This window comes from Variovorax sp. 278MFTsu5.1, assembly GCF_048305045.1.
Taxonomy (GTDB): Bacteria; Pseudomonadota; Gammaproteobacteria; order Burkholderiales; family Burkholderiaceae_C; genus Variovorax; species Variovorax guangxiensis.
In genome coordinates this window covers 4329287-4345539 of the sequence record NZ_CP157622.1, presented here as the reverse complement: position 1 = coordinate 4345539, position 16253 = coordinate 4329287, and the positions used below count along the sequence as shown (strand labels likewise).

The following is a 16253-nucleotide window of genomic DNA, read 5'->3' as shown; positions in this document are numbered from 1 at the left end:
TCACTCAGTCTGCTTCCAGCACGTACCCAAGCCCACGCAGCGTGACGATGCGCACGCCGCTGCCGTCCAGGCGCTTGCGCAGCCGGTAGACGAAGACCTCCACCGCCTCGGGGTGCACTTCCTCGTCGTCGGAGAACACTCGCTCCAGGATCTGCTGCTTCGACAGCGGCTCGCCGCTGCGCTGAACCAGCACCCGCAGCACCGCCAGTTCGCGCGGCGAGAGCGCCAGCGCCTCGCCGTTGAGCGTGAAGTGCCGCCGCGCGCCGTCGTACACCAGCGGACCGCAGGCCTGGCGCGGATGCTCCACGCCGCGCGCGCGGCGCACCAGCGCATGCAGCCGCGCCTCGAGCTCGGCCAGCGCGAAGGGCTTGGCGAGGAAGTCGTCGGCGCCCGCGTTGAGCGAGGCCACCCGCTCGTTCACCGAATCGCGCGCCGTGAGGATCAGCGCCGGCAGCCGCTGGTCGCGCTCGCGCAGCCGCTGCAGCACCGTGTGTCCGTCCAGCCCTGGCAGGCCCAGGTCGAGCACCAGCGCGTCATGGTCGCGCTGCTGCAGCGCCCGGTCGGCCAGGCGCCCGTCGTCCACCCATTCGACCTGGATGCCCGCGTGCTCCAGCGCCTTGCACAGCCAGGTGCCCAGGGTGTGTTCGTCTTCGGCCAGGAGAATGCGCATGGCCCGATGCTAGAGCCGACGGGGCTCAATCCGGCTTGATGTTTGCCCTTGCGATGACCTTCTGCCAACGGGTTTGTTCAGAGGCGATGAACTGCGCGAACTGCTCCGGCGTGCCGCCGATGGCCTCGGCCGCGTCGTTGGTCAGCCGCTGCATCGAGTCGGGCGACTTCACGGCCTTCATCGTCTCGGCCGAAAGCTTGGCGAGCTGCGCCGGCGTGATGCTGGCCGGCGCGAGCATGCCGTACCACTGCGTCATCTCGAAGCCGGGGAAGCCCTGTTCGGCCACGGTCGGCACGTCGGGCAACTGCGGCAGGCGCTTGGCCGAGCCGGTCGCGATGCAGCGCACCTTGCCCGCCTTGATGAACTGCAGCACCGCTGCCGCGCCGATCGCCGAGGCGTCGAGCCGGCCAGAGAGCAGGTCGGTCACCATCGGGCCGGTGCCGCGGTAGGGCACGTGCAGCATGAACACGTCGGCCGTCATCTTCAGGTACTCGAAGGCCAGGTGGCCCGCGCTGCCGTTGCCCGCCGAGCCGTAGCTGAGCTTGCCCGGCTTCGACTTGGCGTAGGCGATGAACTCCTTGAGGTTCTTCGCCGGCACGTCGGGATGCACCACGTAGAGGCTGGGCACCTTGGCCAGCAGGCTTACGGGCTTGAAGTCCTTGTTCGCGTCGTAGGGCAGCTTGGCGAAGATGTACGGGTTGACCGCCAGCGTGCCGATGTGGCCCAGGATGATCGTGTGCTGGTCGGTGGCGCGCGCCACCTCGCCCATCGCGATGTTGCCGGCCGCGCCCGGCTTGTTGTCGACGAACACGCTCTGGCCGATGGTGCGCGAGAGTTCGGCGGCGGTCGAGCGCGCGACGATCTCCGAGCTGCCGCCGGGCGCGAAGGGCACGACGAAGCGGATCGACTTGCTGGGCCACGCGTCTTCGGCGAAGGCCATCGAGGGCAGCAGGCCGCCGAGGGCTGCTGCACCGCCGGCCTGGAGCAGGCCGCGGCGGCTCAGGCGGATGTCATGGGGGAAGAGGGGTGCGGACATGGTGCTTGTGTCTCCAGCGCTTTTTGGATTGAAAGCGCGCATCGTGCCCGGGGGATGCTGTCGGAATGCTGTCAGTCGGGTCAGATCAGGTTGCGCATCGCCTGCGCCGTCTCCCGAAGCACCGGCAGCACCCGCGCCACCGCATCCTCCGAGCTCTCGTGCCCCATCGGCATCGTGATGTTCAGCGCTCCCACCAGCGTGCCGTGCCGGTCGCGCAGCGGCACCGCGATGCCGCGCGAGTTCAGGTCGAGCTGCTGTTCGGAAAGGGCCCAGCCTTGCGCCCGGATGCGCGCGAGTTCGAGCTTCATTCGCTCCATGCTCGCGATGGTGTGCGAGGTGAAGACGGTGAGCTTGCGGGTGGTGAGCCACTCGTCGAGCTCGGCGTCGCTGCGCAGCGCCAGCATCAGCATGCCGGAGGCGGTGACCTGAGCCGGCACACGCGCGCCGAGCACGTAGCCGGTGCTCATGCTGCGGTTGGGTCCGTTGCGGGCGATGTAGACCACCTCGTCGCCGTCCATCACGCTGAGGTAGGCGATCTCGTTGGTGCCGGCGGCCACACGCTGCAGGAAGGGCTGCACCACGCGCGGCAGGCGGGCCGACTCCAGGTACGACTGGCCCAGGCGCAGCACGCGCGGCGTGAGCCAGAACAGCTTGCCGTCGCTGGCGACGTAGCCCATGTGCTGCAGGGTCAGCAGGTAGCGCCGCGCGGCGGTGCGGGTCATGTTCGTGCGCTGGCCGGCCTGGCTGGCGGTGAGGCGCGGGTTGGCGTCGTCGAAGGCCTCGATGATGCTCACGCCGCGTTCCAGGCCGGCGATCCAGTCGCGCTTGTCCAGGCCGGGAGGCGGTGCCGGGTCGTGATTGCTGTCCTTGCTCATGGGCGGAAGTGTGATCTGTGCGGAAGGGTTCGAGTTTGCAATTGGTGCAGGTGAAAACCCTCGAATTGATCGATTATTGAATTTAAAAGATCGATAGTCGCACGTTTTTATGCCCCGAAGGCTGCAGGGGTTGGCTGGAGGGACTATAAAGCTCGCCATCCGCCCTCCAAAAGAGCGATTGACGAACGGAAGCACGCACATGAGCCATTCCATCAGCGGCAGCACCCAGGCCTACCTGATCCCCGGTGACCCGGTTCGCAACGTACGGCTGCCGCGCATGTTCAATGCCGCCTTCGAGCGCTACGGCATCGACGCGGTGCTGCTGCCCATGCAGGTGCCGGTTCGCGACTTCGCGGTGTTCTTCAAGTCGGCCTTTCTCGCGCGCAACGTGCGCGGCATGGTGATCGCGCCGCCCCACAAGCCGCTGGTGGTCGACCTGCTCGAAGGCTGCGGCCTCTTCGGCCGCGTGGCGGGCTCGGTCAACGTGGTGCGCCGCACCGAGGGCGACCAGCTCGAGGGCGATCTCTTCGACGGCGAGGGCCTGATCGGCGCGCTCGACCACTACAACATTCCCTTCCGCGGCAAGCGGGTGCTGATCTTGGGCGCGGGCGTGAGCGCCGCGGCCATCGGCGTGGCGCTGGCCGAGGGCGGCACGGTCAACGGCGCGGCGCACATCGCCATGTACGACAAGGCAGCCGGCAAGGCGGCCGGCGTGGCGGCCAAGCTCGACGCCTTCTTCGACGCGAACGTGGTCGCCGCCGACAGCAACGCGCCCGAGGGCTTCGACCTCGTCATCAACGCCACGCAACTGGGGCTGAGCGACGACGACGCGGCGCCGGTCGATGTGGCGCGCATGGAGAGCCACGCCGCGCTCTTCGACATCCTGCTGCGCAACCAGCCCACGCCGCTGGTGCGCGCGGCCCGTGCGCGCGGGCTCAATGCGCAGGCCGGCTTCGAGATGCTGATCCAGCAGATGCCGCACTACTTCCGCTACTTCGGCCACATGGATGCGGCGGATGCGATGGCTGCCGACGCCGGCTTCCTGCGCGAAATCATCTATCCGCCCGCAATGCACGCCGAGATCGCGCAGCCCTTGCGCTATCGCTCCCCGAGCGTGGCGTAAATGGCTCACCCCCAGGCTTCGCGCACTTCGTGTCGCTTCGCCAACCCCCTTGCAGGGGGCAATGCCTGCGGCCCGGCAAAGCCGGTTCCGCGGCATTCCTGGAAGAAACCTTCATCGACCTTTGATTGCACAGATTGATCCACCAATGATTTCCGGCAAATCCACCCTCATCGCCCACATCGGCTTTCCCACGGAGGCCTTCAAGGCTCCGATGATCTACAACCCCTGGTTCGACAAGCACGGCATCGACGCGGTGGTCGTGCCCATGGGCGTGAAGCCTGAGGACTACGCGGTGTCGCTGCCGCAGATCTTCAAGTTCAGCAACATCCGCGGCGCGCTGGTGACCATGCCGCACAAGGTGACGACGATGTCGCTGGTCGACGAGGTGACGCCCACCGCGCGCGTGGCCGGTGCCTGCAACGCCATCCTCAAGCGCCCCGACGGCACGCTGCTGGGCGACCAGTTCGACGGCGCCGGCTTCGTGCGCGGCGTGGAGCGCAAGGGGCGGCTCTTCAAGGGCACGCGGGTGCTGGTGTCGGGCGCGGGCGGCGTGGGCTCGGCCATCGCCGCGTCGATTGCCGCCGCGGGCGCCGCCGAGTTGATGCTGTTCGACATGAGCGAGGCTTCGGCCAACGCGCTGGCCGCCCGGCTGCGCGAGCACTATCCGCAGATGAAGGTGACCACCGGCTCGAAGGACCCGGCCGGCTACGACGTGGTGGTCAACGCCACGCCGCTGGGCATGAAGGAGGGCGATCCGCTGCCCTTCGATGTCGACCGCATCGACCCTTCGACCTTCGTCGGCGAGGTGGTCATGAAGACCGAGTACACGCCGCTGCTGCAGGCCGCCAAGGCCAAGGGCTGTGCGGTGCAGGTGGGCACCGACATGCTGTTCGAGATGATTCCGGCGTACCTGGAATTCTTCGGCTTCGGCACCGCCTCGCCCGAGGAGCTGCGCGCCGTGGCGCAACTGAAATACTGAAAAAGAAAGGAAGGCTCGCCCGATGAGCATTTTCGAAGGCTTCCTCTCCACATCCGAAACGCTGGGCGCGTTCAGCGACCGCGCCTTCGTCGACGCCATGCTGCGCTTCGAGGCCGCGCTGGCGCGCGCGCAGGCGGCCGAGGGGCTGATCCCCGAGAGCGCCGCCAACTCGATCGTCAGCAGCTGCAAGGTCGAGCTGTTCGACGTCGCCAAGATCGTTCGCGAGAGCGGACGTGCCGGCAGCGTCGCGATCCCGCTGGTGAAGGCGCTGCGCGAGGCCGTGGGCCTCTTCAATGCCGAGGCCGCGGCCTTCGTGCATTTCGGCAGCACCAGCCAGGACGTGATCGACAGCGCGATGGCGCTGGTCACGCGCGAGGCTGTCGCGCTGATCGAGGCCGACCTCGCCAAGGCCGCCGACGCGCTGCTGCGCCTGGCCGTGACGCATGCCGAGACCCCGATGCTCGCGCGCACGCTGATGCAGCCGGCCTCGGTGACCAGCTTCGGCTTCAAGTGCGCCGGCTGGGCCGCGCCGCTGGTGCGCAGCCGCATCCGCCTGCGCGATGCCGCCAAGCATGCGCTGCAGCTGCAGCTCGGCGGCGCCATCGGCACGCTGGCGCAGATGAAGGGGCAGGGCGCGGCCGTGCGCAAGCGCATGGCCAAGGAACTCGGCCTGGGCGACCCCGGCGCGACCTGGCATACACAGCGCGACGAATGGGTCGCGCTAGGCTGCGAGCTGGGCCTCATGACCGGCAGCCTGGGCAAGATCGCGGTCGACATCTCGCTGCTCGGCCAATACGAAGTCAGCGAAGTCACCGAGCCCAGCGAACCGGGGCGCGGCGGCTCGTCGGCCATGCCGCACAAGCGCAACCCGGTGGCCTCGATGGTCGCCATCGCCGCTGCGCACCGCGCGCCGCAGCGCGTGGCCGCGTTGCTCGGCGCCATGCCGCAGCAGCACGAACGCGCGCTCGGCGCATGGCAGGCGGAGCTGGGCGAATGGCCGCAGCTCCTGATGTCGGCGCATGGCAGCGTGCGTGCGATGGCCGGTGCATTGCCTGGCCTGCAGGTCGACGCCGCGCGCATGCGCGCCAACATCGACCGGCTGCGCGCCGAACTCCCGCGCGACGCGGCGGACGAATGGTTCGCCCCCGCGCTCGCCCACGAAGCCGGACAGACCGCGCTCGCCGAAGTGAAGGCGCTGCAGGCCCGGCTCGACGCACACAAGGAACTCTCCCAATGACCACCCCCGAAAACCCGCCCGTGGAGCCCGGCGCCTATGAAGCCGGCCTCGTCAACCGCCGCCGCGTGCTCGGCGATGCCTGGGTCGACAAGTCGCTGGCCAACCGCAACGGCTTCAACGCCGAGTTCCAGGAGCTCATCACGCGCCATGCGTGGAACGACATCTGGGGCCGTCCCGCGCTGGGCGACAAGACGCGCCGCTTCATGGTGCTGTCGATGATGCTGGGCATCCACGCGTACGAAGAATTCGCGATGCACGTGCGCGCCGCGCTCGACGGCCCGCCCGAGTCGCGCCTCACGCCGGACGAGATCAAGGAGGTGATCATGATGGCCGCCATCTACTGCGGCGTGCCCGTGGCCAACCACGCCTTCGGCATCGCGACGGGCATCCTGCGCGAGAAGGGCCTGCTGCCGCCGCTGGCGCAGTGACTGTGCCGCCTGCCCAAGGTAGGGGGCGAACGAAGGGCCGCTTCGACGTCACCTTTGCGCTGCTGCTGCCGCTGCTCCTGGCGGCGCAGCCCGTAGCCACCGACAGTTATCTTCCCGCGCTCCCCGCCATCGCGAAGGAGCTCGGCTCGGCCAGCACCAGCCTCACGCTGTTCGTGCTGGCCTTCGGCTTTGCGCAGCTGCTGTGCGGTCCGCTGGCCGACCGCTTCGGGCGGCGGCCGGTGCTGCTGGCGGGGCTGGGCTGCTACGCGCTCGCGGCGCTGGGCGGCGCCTTCGCGGGCAGCGTGGCGCTGCTCGCGGGCTGGCGCACGCTGCAGGGCTTCTCGATGGCGGCGATCCTCGTGTGTTCGCGCGCCGCCGTACGCGACCTGTACCCGGCGCACGAAGGCCCGCACGTGATGGCGCGCGGCCTCACCGGCCTGGGCATCGTCGGGCTGATGGCGCCGCTGCTCGGCGCGTGGCTGGTGCAGGGCGCGGGCTGGCGCTGGGTGATGGCAGCGATGGCGCTCTACGCCGCGGTGCTGTTCGCGCTGTGCTGGCGCTCGTTCGGCGAGACGCGCCGGCCCCTGGGCGAGGGCGAGTCGTCCGCGCCGCGCGGCAGCACGCGCGCCGTGTTCGCGAGCCGCTCGTTCCGTGCCTGGGCCTCGGTGGCGGCCACGACCTACGGCGGCCTGTTCTGCTTCCTGCTGCTGTCGCCCATGGTCTACATCGGCTACCTGGGCTGGTCGCCTGCCTGGTACGGGTGGATCCCGGCCGGTGGTTCGCTGGTCTACATCTTCAGCACCACCATGTGCCGCAGCCTGCTGCGGCGCTACGGGCCGGTGCGCACTGTGCGGCTGGGCGCATCGCTGAGCCTCGGCGGCGCCGTCATCCAGGCGCTGGGCTGCTGGCTGATGCCGCTGAGCGCGGTGCCGCTGCTGTTCGGCCATGCCGTCTACTGCCTGGGCCACGGCATCCACCAGCCCTGCGGGCAGGCGGGCGCGGTGGGCGACCTGCCGCACCTGGCGGGCCGCGCCGTGTCGTGGTCCGGCTTCGGCATGATGATGGTCGCGTTCTGCGCGGGGCAACTGGCCGCGCGCTTCGTCGATGCCGATTATTCCAACGGCGCCTGGCCGATGGTCGTGCCCATGCTGCTGGCCGGCAGCGTGCTGGTGGCGATCGCGTTCTTCTGGCTGCCGCGTCTGCAACACCCGAAAAAGGAAACCACACCATGACCCGTTTGAATGTCGTTCGCGAGGGCGATGGCCCCATCGTCGTGCTCAGCCATGCGCTCGGCTGCGACCTGAGCATGTGGGACGGCGTGGCCGCGCACCTGGCGCGCGGCCACACGGTGCTGCGCTACGACCACCGCAACCACGGCGCCTCGGAGGTGCTGCCCGGCGAATTGCGCATCGAGACGCTGGCGCAGGACGCGGCCGAGCTCATCCGCCGGGAGGCGGGCGGCGAGCCGGTGCACTTCGTCGGCCTGTCGATGGGCGGCATGACGGCTCAGGCGCTGGCGGTGCGCCACCCCGAGCTGCTGAAGACGATCGTGATCGCCAATTCGGCCGCGCATTACCCCGACCAGACGCCCTGGCGCACGCGCGTCGAGACGGTGGCCGCCAGGGGCGTGGCTGCCATCGCCCCCGGTGCGGTGTCGCGCTGGATCACGCCGGCCTGGGCCGCCACGCCGGAAGGCGCGGAAGCCGCGAAGAAGCTGCACGACGTGCTGGTGCGCACCGACGCGCAGGGCTACATCGAAAGCTGCAACGCGGTCGCCGCCATCGACTTCCGCGAGAGCAACCACCGCGTCGCCGTGCCCACGCTCGTCATCGGCGGGCTACAGGACGAGGCCACGCCGATGGCGATGTCACAGGCCATGGCCACGGCCATTCCGCATGCCCGTCTGGAGACCATCGACGCCGCGCACCTGAGCGCCGTAGAGCGGCCGGAGGAATTTGCGCGGCTGCTGATCGATTTCTGGCGCAGCCTTTGAGAGGCCGGAGCCGGGCGGGCGGCCTAGGTGTATCCCGTATTTCGTGCGAATAACGGTTGAATGTGATCGATGATCGATCAAAACGGCTCTGAATAGATTGTGACGACGCCCGGGTGTTCCTAAAGTCCACCCCCATGCATCGCTCCATCGCCACCGTCTCGCTCAGCGGCACGCTCCGCCAGAAGCTCGAAGCCGTCGCCGCCGCCGGCTTCGACGGCATCGAGCTGTTCGAGGCCGACTTCATCAACTTCAAGGGCACGGCCGCCGAACTGGGCCGCATCGCCGGCGACCTGGGCCTGAGCATCGACCTGTACCAGCCCTTGCGCGACTTCGAAGGCATGCCCGAGGCGCAGTTCCGCCGCAGCCTGGAGCGCGCCGAGCGCAAGTTCGACCTGATGCAGGCCATGGGCGCGCCGACGATGCTGTGCTGCTCCAACACCTCGCCGCTGTCCGTCAACGACCCTTCGCTGGCGGCCGCCCAACTGCACGAACTGGCCGAGCGCGCCGCGCGCCGCAACCTGCGCGTGGGCTTCGAGGCGCTGGCCTGGGGCCGCCACACCTGGCTTTACGGCCAGGCCTGGGAGATCGTGAAGCAGGCGAACCATCCGCACCTGGGGCTGATCCTCGACAGCTTCCACACCCTATCGCTGAAGGACGACCCGGCCGGCATCGCCGCCATTCCGGGCGACAAGATCTTCTTCCTGCAGATGGCCGACGCGCCGCTGCTGTCGATGGACGTGCTGCAGTGGGCGCGCCATCACCGCTCGTTCCCGGGGCAAGGCGACTTCGACGTGGTCGGTTTCTTCGAGCAGGTGCTGCGCGCCGGCTACACCGGGCCGCTGTCGCTGGAGATCTTCAACGACATCTTTCGCGAGACGCCGAACCGCCGCACCGCGGTGGACGCGATGCGCTCGCTGCTGTATCTGGAGAGCGAAACGCGCCAGCGCCTCGCCGAGCCGGCAGTGGCGCAGCAGGTAACGCTGTTCGACCCGCCGCCGGTGCCGGCGCTCTCGGGCCTTTCGTTCATCGAGTTCGCGGCCGACGAGGCTTCGGCCGCGACGCTGGCCACGCTGGTCGGCCAGCTGGGCTTCCGCCGCATCGGCAGGCACCGCTCCAAGGCGGTGACGCTGTACCGCCAGGGCGAGATCAACCTGATCGTCAATGCCCAGCCCGATTCCTTCGCGCGAGAGCGCTTCGAGGCGCACGGCACTTCGGTGTGCGCGCTGGGCGTGCGCTGCGGCGATCCGCTGGCTGCGGTGGGCCGCGCCACCGCCATGCGCTCGCAGCGGCACGACAGTCCGGTCGGGCCCAACGAACTGCGTGTGCCGGCCATCGTGGCGCCGGGCGGCAACCTGATCCATTTCGTGCCCGAGGCGCTGGGCGCCAACGGCCTGTACGAGGCCGACTTCATTCTCGAAGACCAGGGCGCCGGCACCAACGACGCCGGCCTGCAGCGCATCGACCACGTGGCGCTGGGCCTGGCGCTCGACCAGCTCGACACCTGGGTGCTGTTCACGCGCGCCGTGCTCGGCCTGGAGCCCGGCGAGAGCCTGGAGCTGGCCGACCCGTTCGGGCTGATCCGCAGCCGCGGCGTCGCCAATGCCGAGCGCAGCCTGCGGCTGGTGCTCAACGTGTCGCTGAGCCAGCGCACCCGCACCGCGCGCACGCTGAGCGTGACCGGCGGTGGCGCGGTGCATCACATCGCGCTGAGCTGCTCCGACATTTTCGAGACCGCCGCGAAGCTGCGCGCCAACGGCACGCGCTTCGTTCCCATTTCCGACAACTACTACGACGACCTGGCCACGCGCATCGACGTCGAGCCCGCGCTGCTTTCGCGCATGCGCGAGGCGGGCGTGCTCTTCGACCGCTCGCCCGCCGGCGACTACCTGCACATCTATACCGAGAGCTTCGAGGGCGGACTGTTCTTCGAGGTCGCGCAGCGCGTGGGCGACTACGACGCCTACGGCGCCCTCAATGCGCCGGCGCGCATGGCTTCGCAGGCACAGGACTGACCGATCGACAGATTGATCGACCGACAGAGAGCTGATTTCATTTTTTTCGTCACCACTGGAGACAACACATGGCAAGCAACACAGCCCGTGAGCCGCAAGGCAGGCACCAGTCGAGAAAGGCCGCGGCAAGCGGCTGGATCGGCTCGGCGCTGGAGTACTACGACTTCTTCATCTACGCCACCGCGGCGGCGCTGATCTTTCCGCAGATCTTCTTTCCCAAGGGCGACCCGACGACGGCCATCGTCGCCTCGCTCGCGACCTACGGCGTGGGCTACGTGGCACGCCCCATCGGCGCCTTCGTGCTCGGCCACTGGGGCGACACGCATGGGCGCAAGCAGGTGCTGGTGCTTTGCATGTTCCTGATGGGTTTCTCGACCGTGGCCGTCGGCCTGCTGCCGACCTACGACCAGGTCGGCCTGCTGGCACCGGTGCTGCTGGTGCTGCTGCGCCTGGTGCAGGGCTTCGCGGTGGCGGGCGAGATCTCGGGCGCGAGCTCGATGATTCTTGAACATGCTCCGTTCGGGCGACGCGGCTTCTTCGCGAGCTTCACGCTGCAGGGCGTGCAGGCCGGCCAGATCCTGGCGGCCGCCGTGTTCCTGCCGCTGGCGCACTATATGCCGGAAGACGCGTTCAACTCCTGGGGCTGGCGCATTCCGTTCCTGCTGAGCTTCCTGGTGATCGTGGCGGGCTACATCATCCGCCGCGAGGTGGACGAGACCCCGGCCTTCGCCGAGGTCGACAAGAAGGGTGAAACTGCCAAGGCGCCGATCATCCAGGCCTTCACCGACAGCTGGGCCGACATGCTGCGCGTGGTGTGCATGGCGCTGATGAACGTCATTCCGGTGGTGGCCACCGTGTTCGGCGCGGCCTACGCCGTGCAGGCCGCCTACGGCATCGGCTTCCAGAAGGACGTGTACCTGTGGATTCCGGTGCTCGGCAACATCCTGGCCGTGATCGTCATCCCGTTCGTGGGCAACCTGTCGGACCGCATCGGCCGCCGCCCGCCGATCATCGTCGGGGCGCTGGTCTCGGGCCTGCTGTCGTTCGTGTACCTGTACGCCATCAGCATCCGCAACGTGCCGCTGGCCATCTGCATGTCGCTGCTGATGTGGGGCGTGATCTACCAGGGCTACAACGCGACCTTCCCGAGCTTCTATCCGGAGCTGTTCCGCACCCGCAACCGCGTCTCGGCCATGGCCATCTCGCAGAACATCGGCACCACCTTCACCGCGCTGCTGCCGGCGCTGTTCGCCGCCGTCGCGCCTCCGGGCTCGACCAACGTGTGGTTCACCGTGGGTGCCATCACCTTCGCGGTGACGGTGCTCGCCGCCCTGGCCGCCTTCAGCGCCCGCGAAACCTACCGCATCCACATGCGCGACCTTGGCGACCCGAACGCCGTGCCGGTCGACAAGCAGGAATACGACCGCATGCGCGAGCAGACGCTGCAGGACGCGCGCCTGGCAAAGGCCGCGGCCTGAGGGGCGCTCGCAGGCGAAGACCTTTCGCCTGCCAAGGGTTGTGGCGCCGGGAAGAATGGCGCCATGACCTCCACATCCTCCCCCTCCCGCCTCAAGATCGACTTCGTTTCCGACGTGTCCTGTCCCTGGTGCGCCATCGGCCTGAGTTCGCTCGAGGCGGCGCTCGGGAAGGTGGCTCCGGAGATCACCGCGGAACTGCATTTCCAGCCCTTCGAGCTGAACCCGCAGATGCCGCCCGAAGGCCAGGACACCTTCGAGCACCTCAACCAGAAATACGGCTCCACGCGCGAGCAGCAGGCGCAGTCGCGCGAGATGATCCGCCAGCGCGGCGCGGCTGTTGGTTTCGAGTTCAGCCCCGAAGGCCGTCCGCGCGTCTACAACACCTTCGATGCCCATCGGCTGCTGCACTGGGCCGAGCTGGAAAGCCCGGCCAAGCAGGCGGCGCTCAAGAAGCTGCTGCTGAAGGCCTACTTCACCGACAGCCAGAACCCTTCCGACCACGAGGTGCTGGTGCGCGCCGCCACCGAAGCGGGGCTCGACGCGGCACGCGCCCGGCAAATTCTCGACAGCGACGAGTTCGCGCAGGAAACCCGCGAACGCGAGCGCATGTACACCGACGCCGGCATCCACTCGGTGCCCGCGATCATCATCAACGACCGGCATCTCATTTCGGGCGGCCAGCCCGTCGAAGTGTTCGAGCGGGCCCTGCGCCAGATTGCCGGCGCTGCACCTTCGGGCCTTGCCACAGCCTGACTTAGCTGGCGCTTAGGCGCCAGCTTTGCGCAGCGTTACGACGGTAAAGACCGTCAACCCGAAGCGGGCTCCGGCGGTTGAGGAGGCGTCTCCAAACCACTGTCACACACAGGAGCCCCGAAGATGAAGAAGAAAAGCCTAATCGCCGCGCTTGCCCTCATGGCCGCGGCTTCGCTGCCTGCACTGGCGGACGAGTACGGCAGACACCCGTTCTATCTCCACGCCTTGTCCGACCTGCGCACCGCGGCCTGGAAGGTGGAGCACCGCCGCCCCGAGGACGGACAGGTCTCGCGCGACGAGCAGGTGGTGATCGACGAGATCCACGCCGCCATCGGCGACCTGCAGCACGCCGCATGGCTCGACGGCAAGCCCGTCGAATGGCGCGAGCCCACCGATGCATGGCTGCCGCGCGAAGGCCGCCTGCACGCGGCGGTCGACCTGTTGCGCAAGGTTCATTCCGATGTGGCGCGCGAGGAAGACGACCCGCGCTCGCGGCCGTATCAGCAGCGCGGCCTCGAGCATGTCGACCTCGCGCTTTCCACCGCGCAGCACGCCATCGGCGACGTGCGCCGCCACGATCTGCGCAGGGAGTGAGGGCGGTGCCGGCCACCGCTGTTTCGCCGATCTTCTCTTTCCCGATGCGGCGCGCATCGATGGCGCTTGGCGCCTGCGCGCTGGCGCTGCTCGCGGCCTGCGCAACCGCGCCCGGAGACCATCGGCCGCTGGTTTCGGTGTCGCTGCCTTCGCAGCACGTGGACGAGGCCACGCGGCTGCGCTGGCTCGACCGCGTGAGCTGGGGCGCCAATGCGAGCAGCGACGCGCAACTCGCGAAGCGCGGCCTCCCGCTGTGGATGCGCGACCAGCTCAACCCGCGCCCCGCGCCGCTGCCTGCGGCCGCGCAGGCGCAGATCGACGCGATGGAAATCTCGCGCACGCCGCTCGACCAGCTCGTCACCGGGCTCGACGCGCAGCGCAAGGCGGCCGATGCGCTGCCCGACGAAGACCAGAAGAAGGCCGCGCGGCAGGCCTACCAGCAGCACCTCAACGCGCTGGTGCGCGAGGCCCAGCAACGCTTCGTGCTGCGCGCCCTCTACTCGCCCAACCAGCTGCAGGAGCAGATGACCTGGTTCTGGATGAACCACTTCAACGTCAACCTGCGCAAGGACAACATCCGCGCGATGGTGGGCGACTATGAGGAGAACGCCATCCGCCCGCACGCGCTCGGCAGGTTCCGCGACCTGCTCGGCGCCACGCTGCACCACCCGGCGATGCTGCGCTACCTCGACAACGCGCAGAACGCGGCCAACCGCATCAACGAGAACTACGCGCGCGAGCTGATGGAGCTGCACACGCTGGGCGTCGGTGGCGGCTATTCGCAGGCCGACGTGCAGGAGCTGGCACGCGTGCTCACCGGCGTGGGCGTGAGCTACCAGCCGCTCGATGCGCCGCCGCCGAACGTGCGGCCCAACCTACGCGCCGACTACGTGCGCAAGGGCCTCTTCGAGTTCAACCCGAACCGGCACGACTACGGCCCGAAGACGCTGCTGGGCCAGCCCATCCAGAGCCGCGGGCTGGCCGAGGCCGACGAGGCGCTCGACCGCCTCGCTCGCGCGCCGGCCACCGCGCGCTTCGTCTCGCGCAAGCTCGCCGTGTACTTCGTCTCCGACGATCCGCCGCAGGCGCTTGTCGACCGCATGGCTGCAGCCTTCACGCGCAGCGACGGCGACATCGCCGTCACGCTGAAGGCTCTGTTCGAGTCGCCCGAGTTCTCGGCTTCGCTGGGCCGCAAGTTCCGCGACCCGGTGCACTACGTGATGGCCGGCGTGCGCCTCGCGTACGACGACCGCGTGGTCACCAACGTGAACCCGATGCTCGGCTGGATCAACCGCATGGGCGAGCAGCTCTACGGCCACGAGACGCCCGACGGCTATCCGCTCAACGAGGCGGCCTGGGCCAGCGCGGGGCAGATGAACACCCGCTTCGAGATCGCGCGCGCCATCGGCGCGAACGGCGCGGTGCTCTTCCGCGCGGACGACAAGGCGCCACTGGAGAAGCCCGCCTTCCCCCCGCTGGCCGATTCGCGCGCGGTGCGCACGATGCAGGCCGGCATGAGCGCGGACACGCGCGAGGCGCTGGCGCAGGCGAAGAACCCGCAGGAATGGAACACCTTCCTGCTGGCCTCGCCCGAGCTGATGCGGCGATAGAACAGCAAGGAAGAGGGTATCCGTCATGCAACGTCGAGAACTCCTGAAACTCGCGGCGGCCGTGCCGTTCGCGGGCACCGCCGCCAAGGTGATGGCCGCGCCGGCCGCCGAAGGCGCCAAGCTGCTGGTCGTGTTCCTGCGCGGCGCCTACGACTGCTGCAACCTGCTCGTGCCCACGGGCAGCGACTTCTACTACGCCTCGCGTCCCAACATCGCCATCGCACGGCCCGGTTCGCCCAATGGCGCGCTGCCGCTGGACGGCAGCTGGGGCCTGCACCCCGCACTGGCTCAGAGCGTGCTGCCGATGTTCCAGCAGAAGCAGGCGTCCTTCATCGCCTTCGCGGGCACCGACGACCTCACGCGCAGCCACTTCGAGACGCAGGACTCCATCGAGCTCGGGCAGGCGCTCGACAAGCGCCGCGACTACCGCTCGGGCTTTCTCAACCGGCTGGCCGGCGTGCTCGGCGCGGGGCCCGTCACCGACGTGTCGCCCATCGCCTTCACCGACCAGCTGCCGATCTCGATGCGCGGCAACGCCAAGGCCGCCAACATGGCGCTGGCCGGCAATGCGCGTTCGGGCATCGACGCGCGGCAGAGCCAGGTCATCGCGTCCATGTACCGCAATACCACGCTGGCCCAGCCGGTGGCCGAGGGCTTCCAGGTGCGCGACGAGGTCATGCGCGCGGTGCAGGCCGAGATGGACGCCGCCAGCCGCAATGCCATGACCGCCAAGGGCTTCGAGTTGGTGGCGCGCCGCATGGCGCTGCTGATGCGCGACCGCTTCGACCTCGGCTTCGTCGACGTCGGCGGCTGGGACACCCACGTGGGGCAGGGCGGCGCCACCGGCTACCTCGCCAACCGTTTCGAAGAACTGGGCCGGGGCGTCGCCGGCTTCGCGCAGGAGATGGGCGACGACGCATGGCGCCAGACCGTGGTGGTCGTCATCAGCGAGTTCGGCCGCACCTTCCGCGAAAACGGCAACCGCGGCACCGACCACGGCCACGGCACCGTCTACTGGGTGCTCGGCGGCGGCCTCTCGGCGCAGGCCGGCGGGCGCGTGGTGGGCGAGCAGCAGGCGCTGACGCAGGCGACGCTGTTCCAGAACCGCGACTATCCAGTGCTCAACGAGTACCGGGCGGTGTTCGGCGGGTTGTTCCAGCGGATGTACGGGCTGTCGCCGGCGCAGCTGGGGCGGGTGTTCGAGGGCGTGGCACCGAAGGACTTGCGGCTGGTCTAGCGGCGCTACAACCTACCTTCCCTACTGGGTATGACAGGGGTACGAGCAAGTTCGGCAGCCGTTCACTTGGAAGTAGTAGCCTCGCGCAGCTTGCACGGCACTATGGCAGGAGGCATGCCAACCTAGTGGCTGCACATTGGCTGGACTGGGCCAATACATACAGCCTTGAGCATGGACTTCGTGATCGCCGTTGGGTTGAGCGGCGCGATTTACGCAATAGTCGGGCAT

15 protein-coding genes are annotated in these 16253 nt (G+C 68.8%); 12 read left to right on the top strand and 3 right to left on the bottom strand.

All coding sequences use genetic code 11. From position 1 onward, the window contains the following. Positions 1 to 4 precede the first annotated feature (4 nt). The 3 genes from ABL844_RS20210 to ABL844_RS20200 form a co-directional block, all read right to left on the bottom strand. A complete protein-coding gene (locus ABL844_RS20210) occupies positions 5 to 670 on the bottom strand; it encodes a response regulator (protein ID WP_126021863.1) in 666 nt (221 codons plus the stop codon). A 25-nt stretch (positions 671 to 695) separates the two neighbouring features. Beyond that, positions 696 to 1706 carry a Bug family tripartite tricarboxylate transporter substrate binding protein gene (locus ABL844_RS20205; RefSeq protein ID WP_369661723.1) on the bottom strand — a complete coding sequence of 337 codons (1011 nt, stop codon included), beginning with the start codon at positions 1704 to 1706 and terminating at the stop codon, positions 696 to 698. A gap of 80 nt (positions 1707 to 1786) precedes the next feature. After that, a complete protein-coding gene (locus tag ABL844_RS20200; protein WP_126021865.1) occupies positions 1787 to 2581 on the bottom strand; it encodes an IclR family transcriptional regulator domain-containing protein in 795 nt (264 codons plus the stop codon). Between the two features lie 199 nt (positions 2582 to 2780). On the opposite strand from ABL844_RS20200, the gene ABL844_RS20195 reads away from it, so the two are divergent. The 12 genes from ABL844_RS20195 to ABL844_RS20140 all read left to right on the top strand — a co-directional run bounded on the left by ABL844_RS20195 (position 2781) and on the right by ABL844_RS20140 (position 16025). Next, entirely contained in the window at positions 2781 to 3704 is a 924-nt protein-coding gene (locus ABL844_RS20195) for a shikimate dehydrogenase family protein (RefSeq protein ID WP_418128693.1), read from the top strand. 145 nt (positions 3705 to 3849) lie between these two features. Next, the gene (locus ABL844_RS20190) at positions 3850 to 4683 is read left to right on the top strand and encodes a shikimate dehydrogenase family protein (RefSeq protein WP_126021867.1); all 834 of its coding nucleotides are present in this window, start codon (positions 3850 to 3852) and stop codon (positions 4681 to 4683) included. A gap of 22 nt (positions 4684 to 4705) precedes the next feature. Continuing rightward, positions 4706 to 5920 (top strand): 3-carboxy-cis,cis-muconate cycloisomerase, encoded by a 1215-nt coding sequence (gene pcaB, locus ABL844_RS20185; protein ID WP_418128691.1) that lies wholly within the window; start codon positions 4706 to 4708, stop codon positions 5918 to 5920. Further along, positions 5917 to 6348, top strand: coding sequence for a carboxymuconolactone decarboxylase family protein (locus tag ABL844_RS20180; protein ID WP_126021869.1), 432 nt, complete (start codon positions 5917 to 5919; stop codon positions 6346 to 6348). The genes pcaB and ABL844_RS20180 overlap by 4 nt, the downstream gene beginning before the upstream one ends. Beyond that, positions 6345 to 7580: a Bcr/CflA family efflux MFS transporter gene (locus ABL844_RS20175; protein ID WP_418128689.1), complete on the top strand. Its 1236-nt coding sequence runs from the start codon at positions 6345 to 6347 to the stop codon at positions 7578 to 7580. The genes ABL844_RS20180 and ABL844_RS20175 overlap by 4 nt, the downstream gene beginning before the upstream one ends. Continuing rightward, the gene (locus tag ABL844_RS20170; RefSeq protein ID WP_126021871.1) at positions 7577 to 8341 is read left to right on the top strand and encodes an alpha/beta fold hydrolase; all 765 of its coding nucleotides are present in this window, start codon (positions 7577 to 7579) and stop codon (positions 8339 to 8341) included. The genes ABL844_RS20175 and ABL844_RS20170 overlap by 4 nt, the downstream gene beginning before the upstream one ends. 134 nt (positions 8342 to 8475) lie before the next feature. After that, on the top strand, positions 8476 to 10353 hold the full coding sequence (locus tag ABL844_RS20165) for a bifunctional sugar phosphate isomerase/epimerase/4-hydroxyphenylpyruvate dioxygenase family protein (RefSeq protein WP_418128688.1): 1878 nt from the start codon (positions 8476 to 8478) through the stop codon (positions 10351 to 10353). A 68-nt stretch (positions 10354 to 10421) separates the two neighbouring features. Continuing rightward, positions 10422 to 11831: an MFS transporter gene (locus ABL844_RS20160; RefSeq protein ID WP_126021873.1), complete on the top strand. Its 1410-nt coding sequence runs from the start codon at positions 10422 to 10424 to the stop codon at positions 11829 to 11831. 63 nt (positions 11832 to 11894) lie between these two features. After that, positions 11895 to 12584 carry a DsbA family oxidoreductase gene (locus ABL844_RS20155; protein ID WP_126021874.1) on the top strand — a complete coding sequence of 230 codons (690 nt, stop codon included), beginning with the start codon at positions 11895 to 11897 and terminating at the stop codon, positions 12582 to 12584. A 123-nt stretch (positions 12585 to 12707) separates the two neighbouring features. Further along, entirely contained in the window at positions 12708 to 13178 is a 471-nt protein-coding gene (locus ABL844_RS20150; protein ID WP_418128687.1) for a hypothetical protein, read from the top strand. Between the two features lie 44 nt (positions 13179 to 13222). Next, the gene (locus tag ABL844_RS20145; protein ID WP_418128686.1) at positions 13223 to 14788 is read left to right on the top strand and encodes a DUF1800 domain-containing protein; all 1566 of its coding nucleotides are present in this window, start codon (positions 13223 to 13225) and stop codon (positions 14786 to 14788) included. A gap of 25 nt (positions 14789 to 14813) precedes the next feature. Continuing rightward, positions 14814 to 16025, top strand: coding sequence for a DUF1501 domain-containing protein (locus ABL844_RS20140; protein ID WP_418128685.1), 1212 nt, complete (start codon positions 14814 to 14816; stop codon positions 16023 to 16025). Positions 16026 to 16253 lie beyond the last annotated feature (228 nt).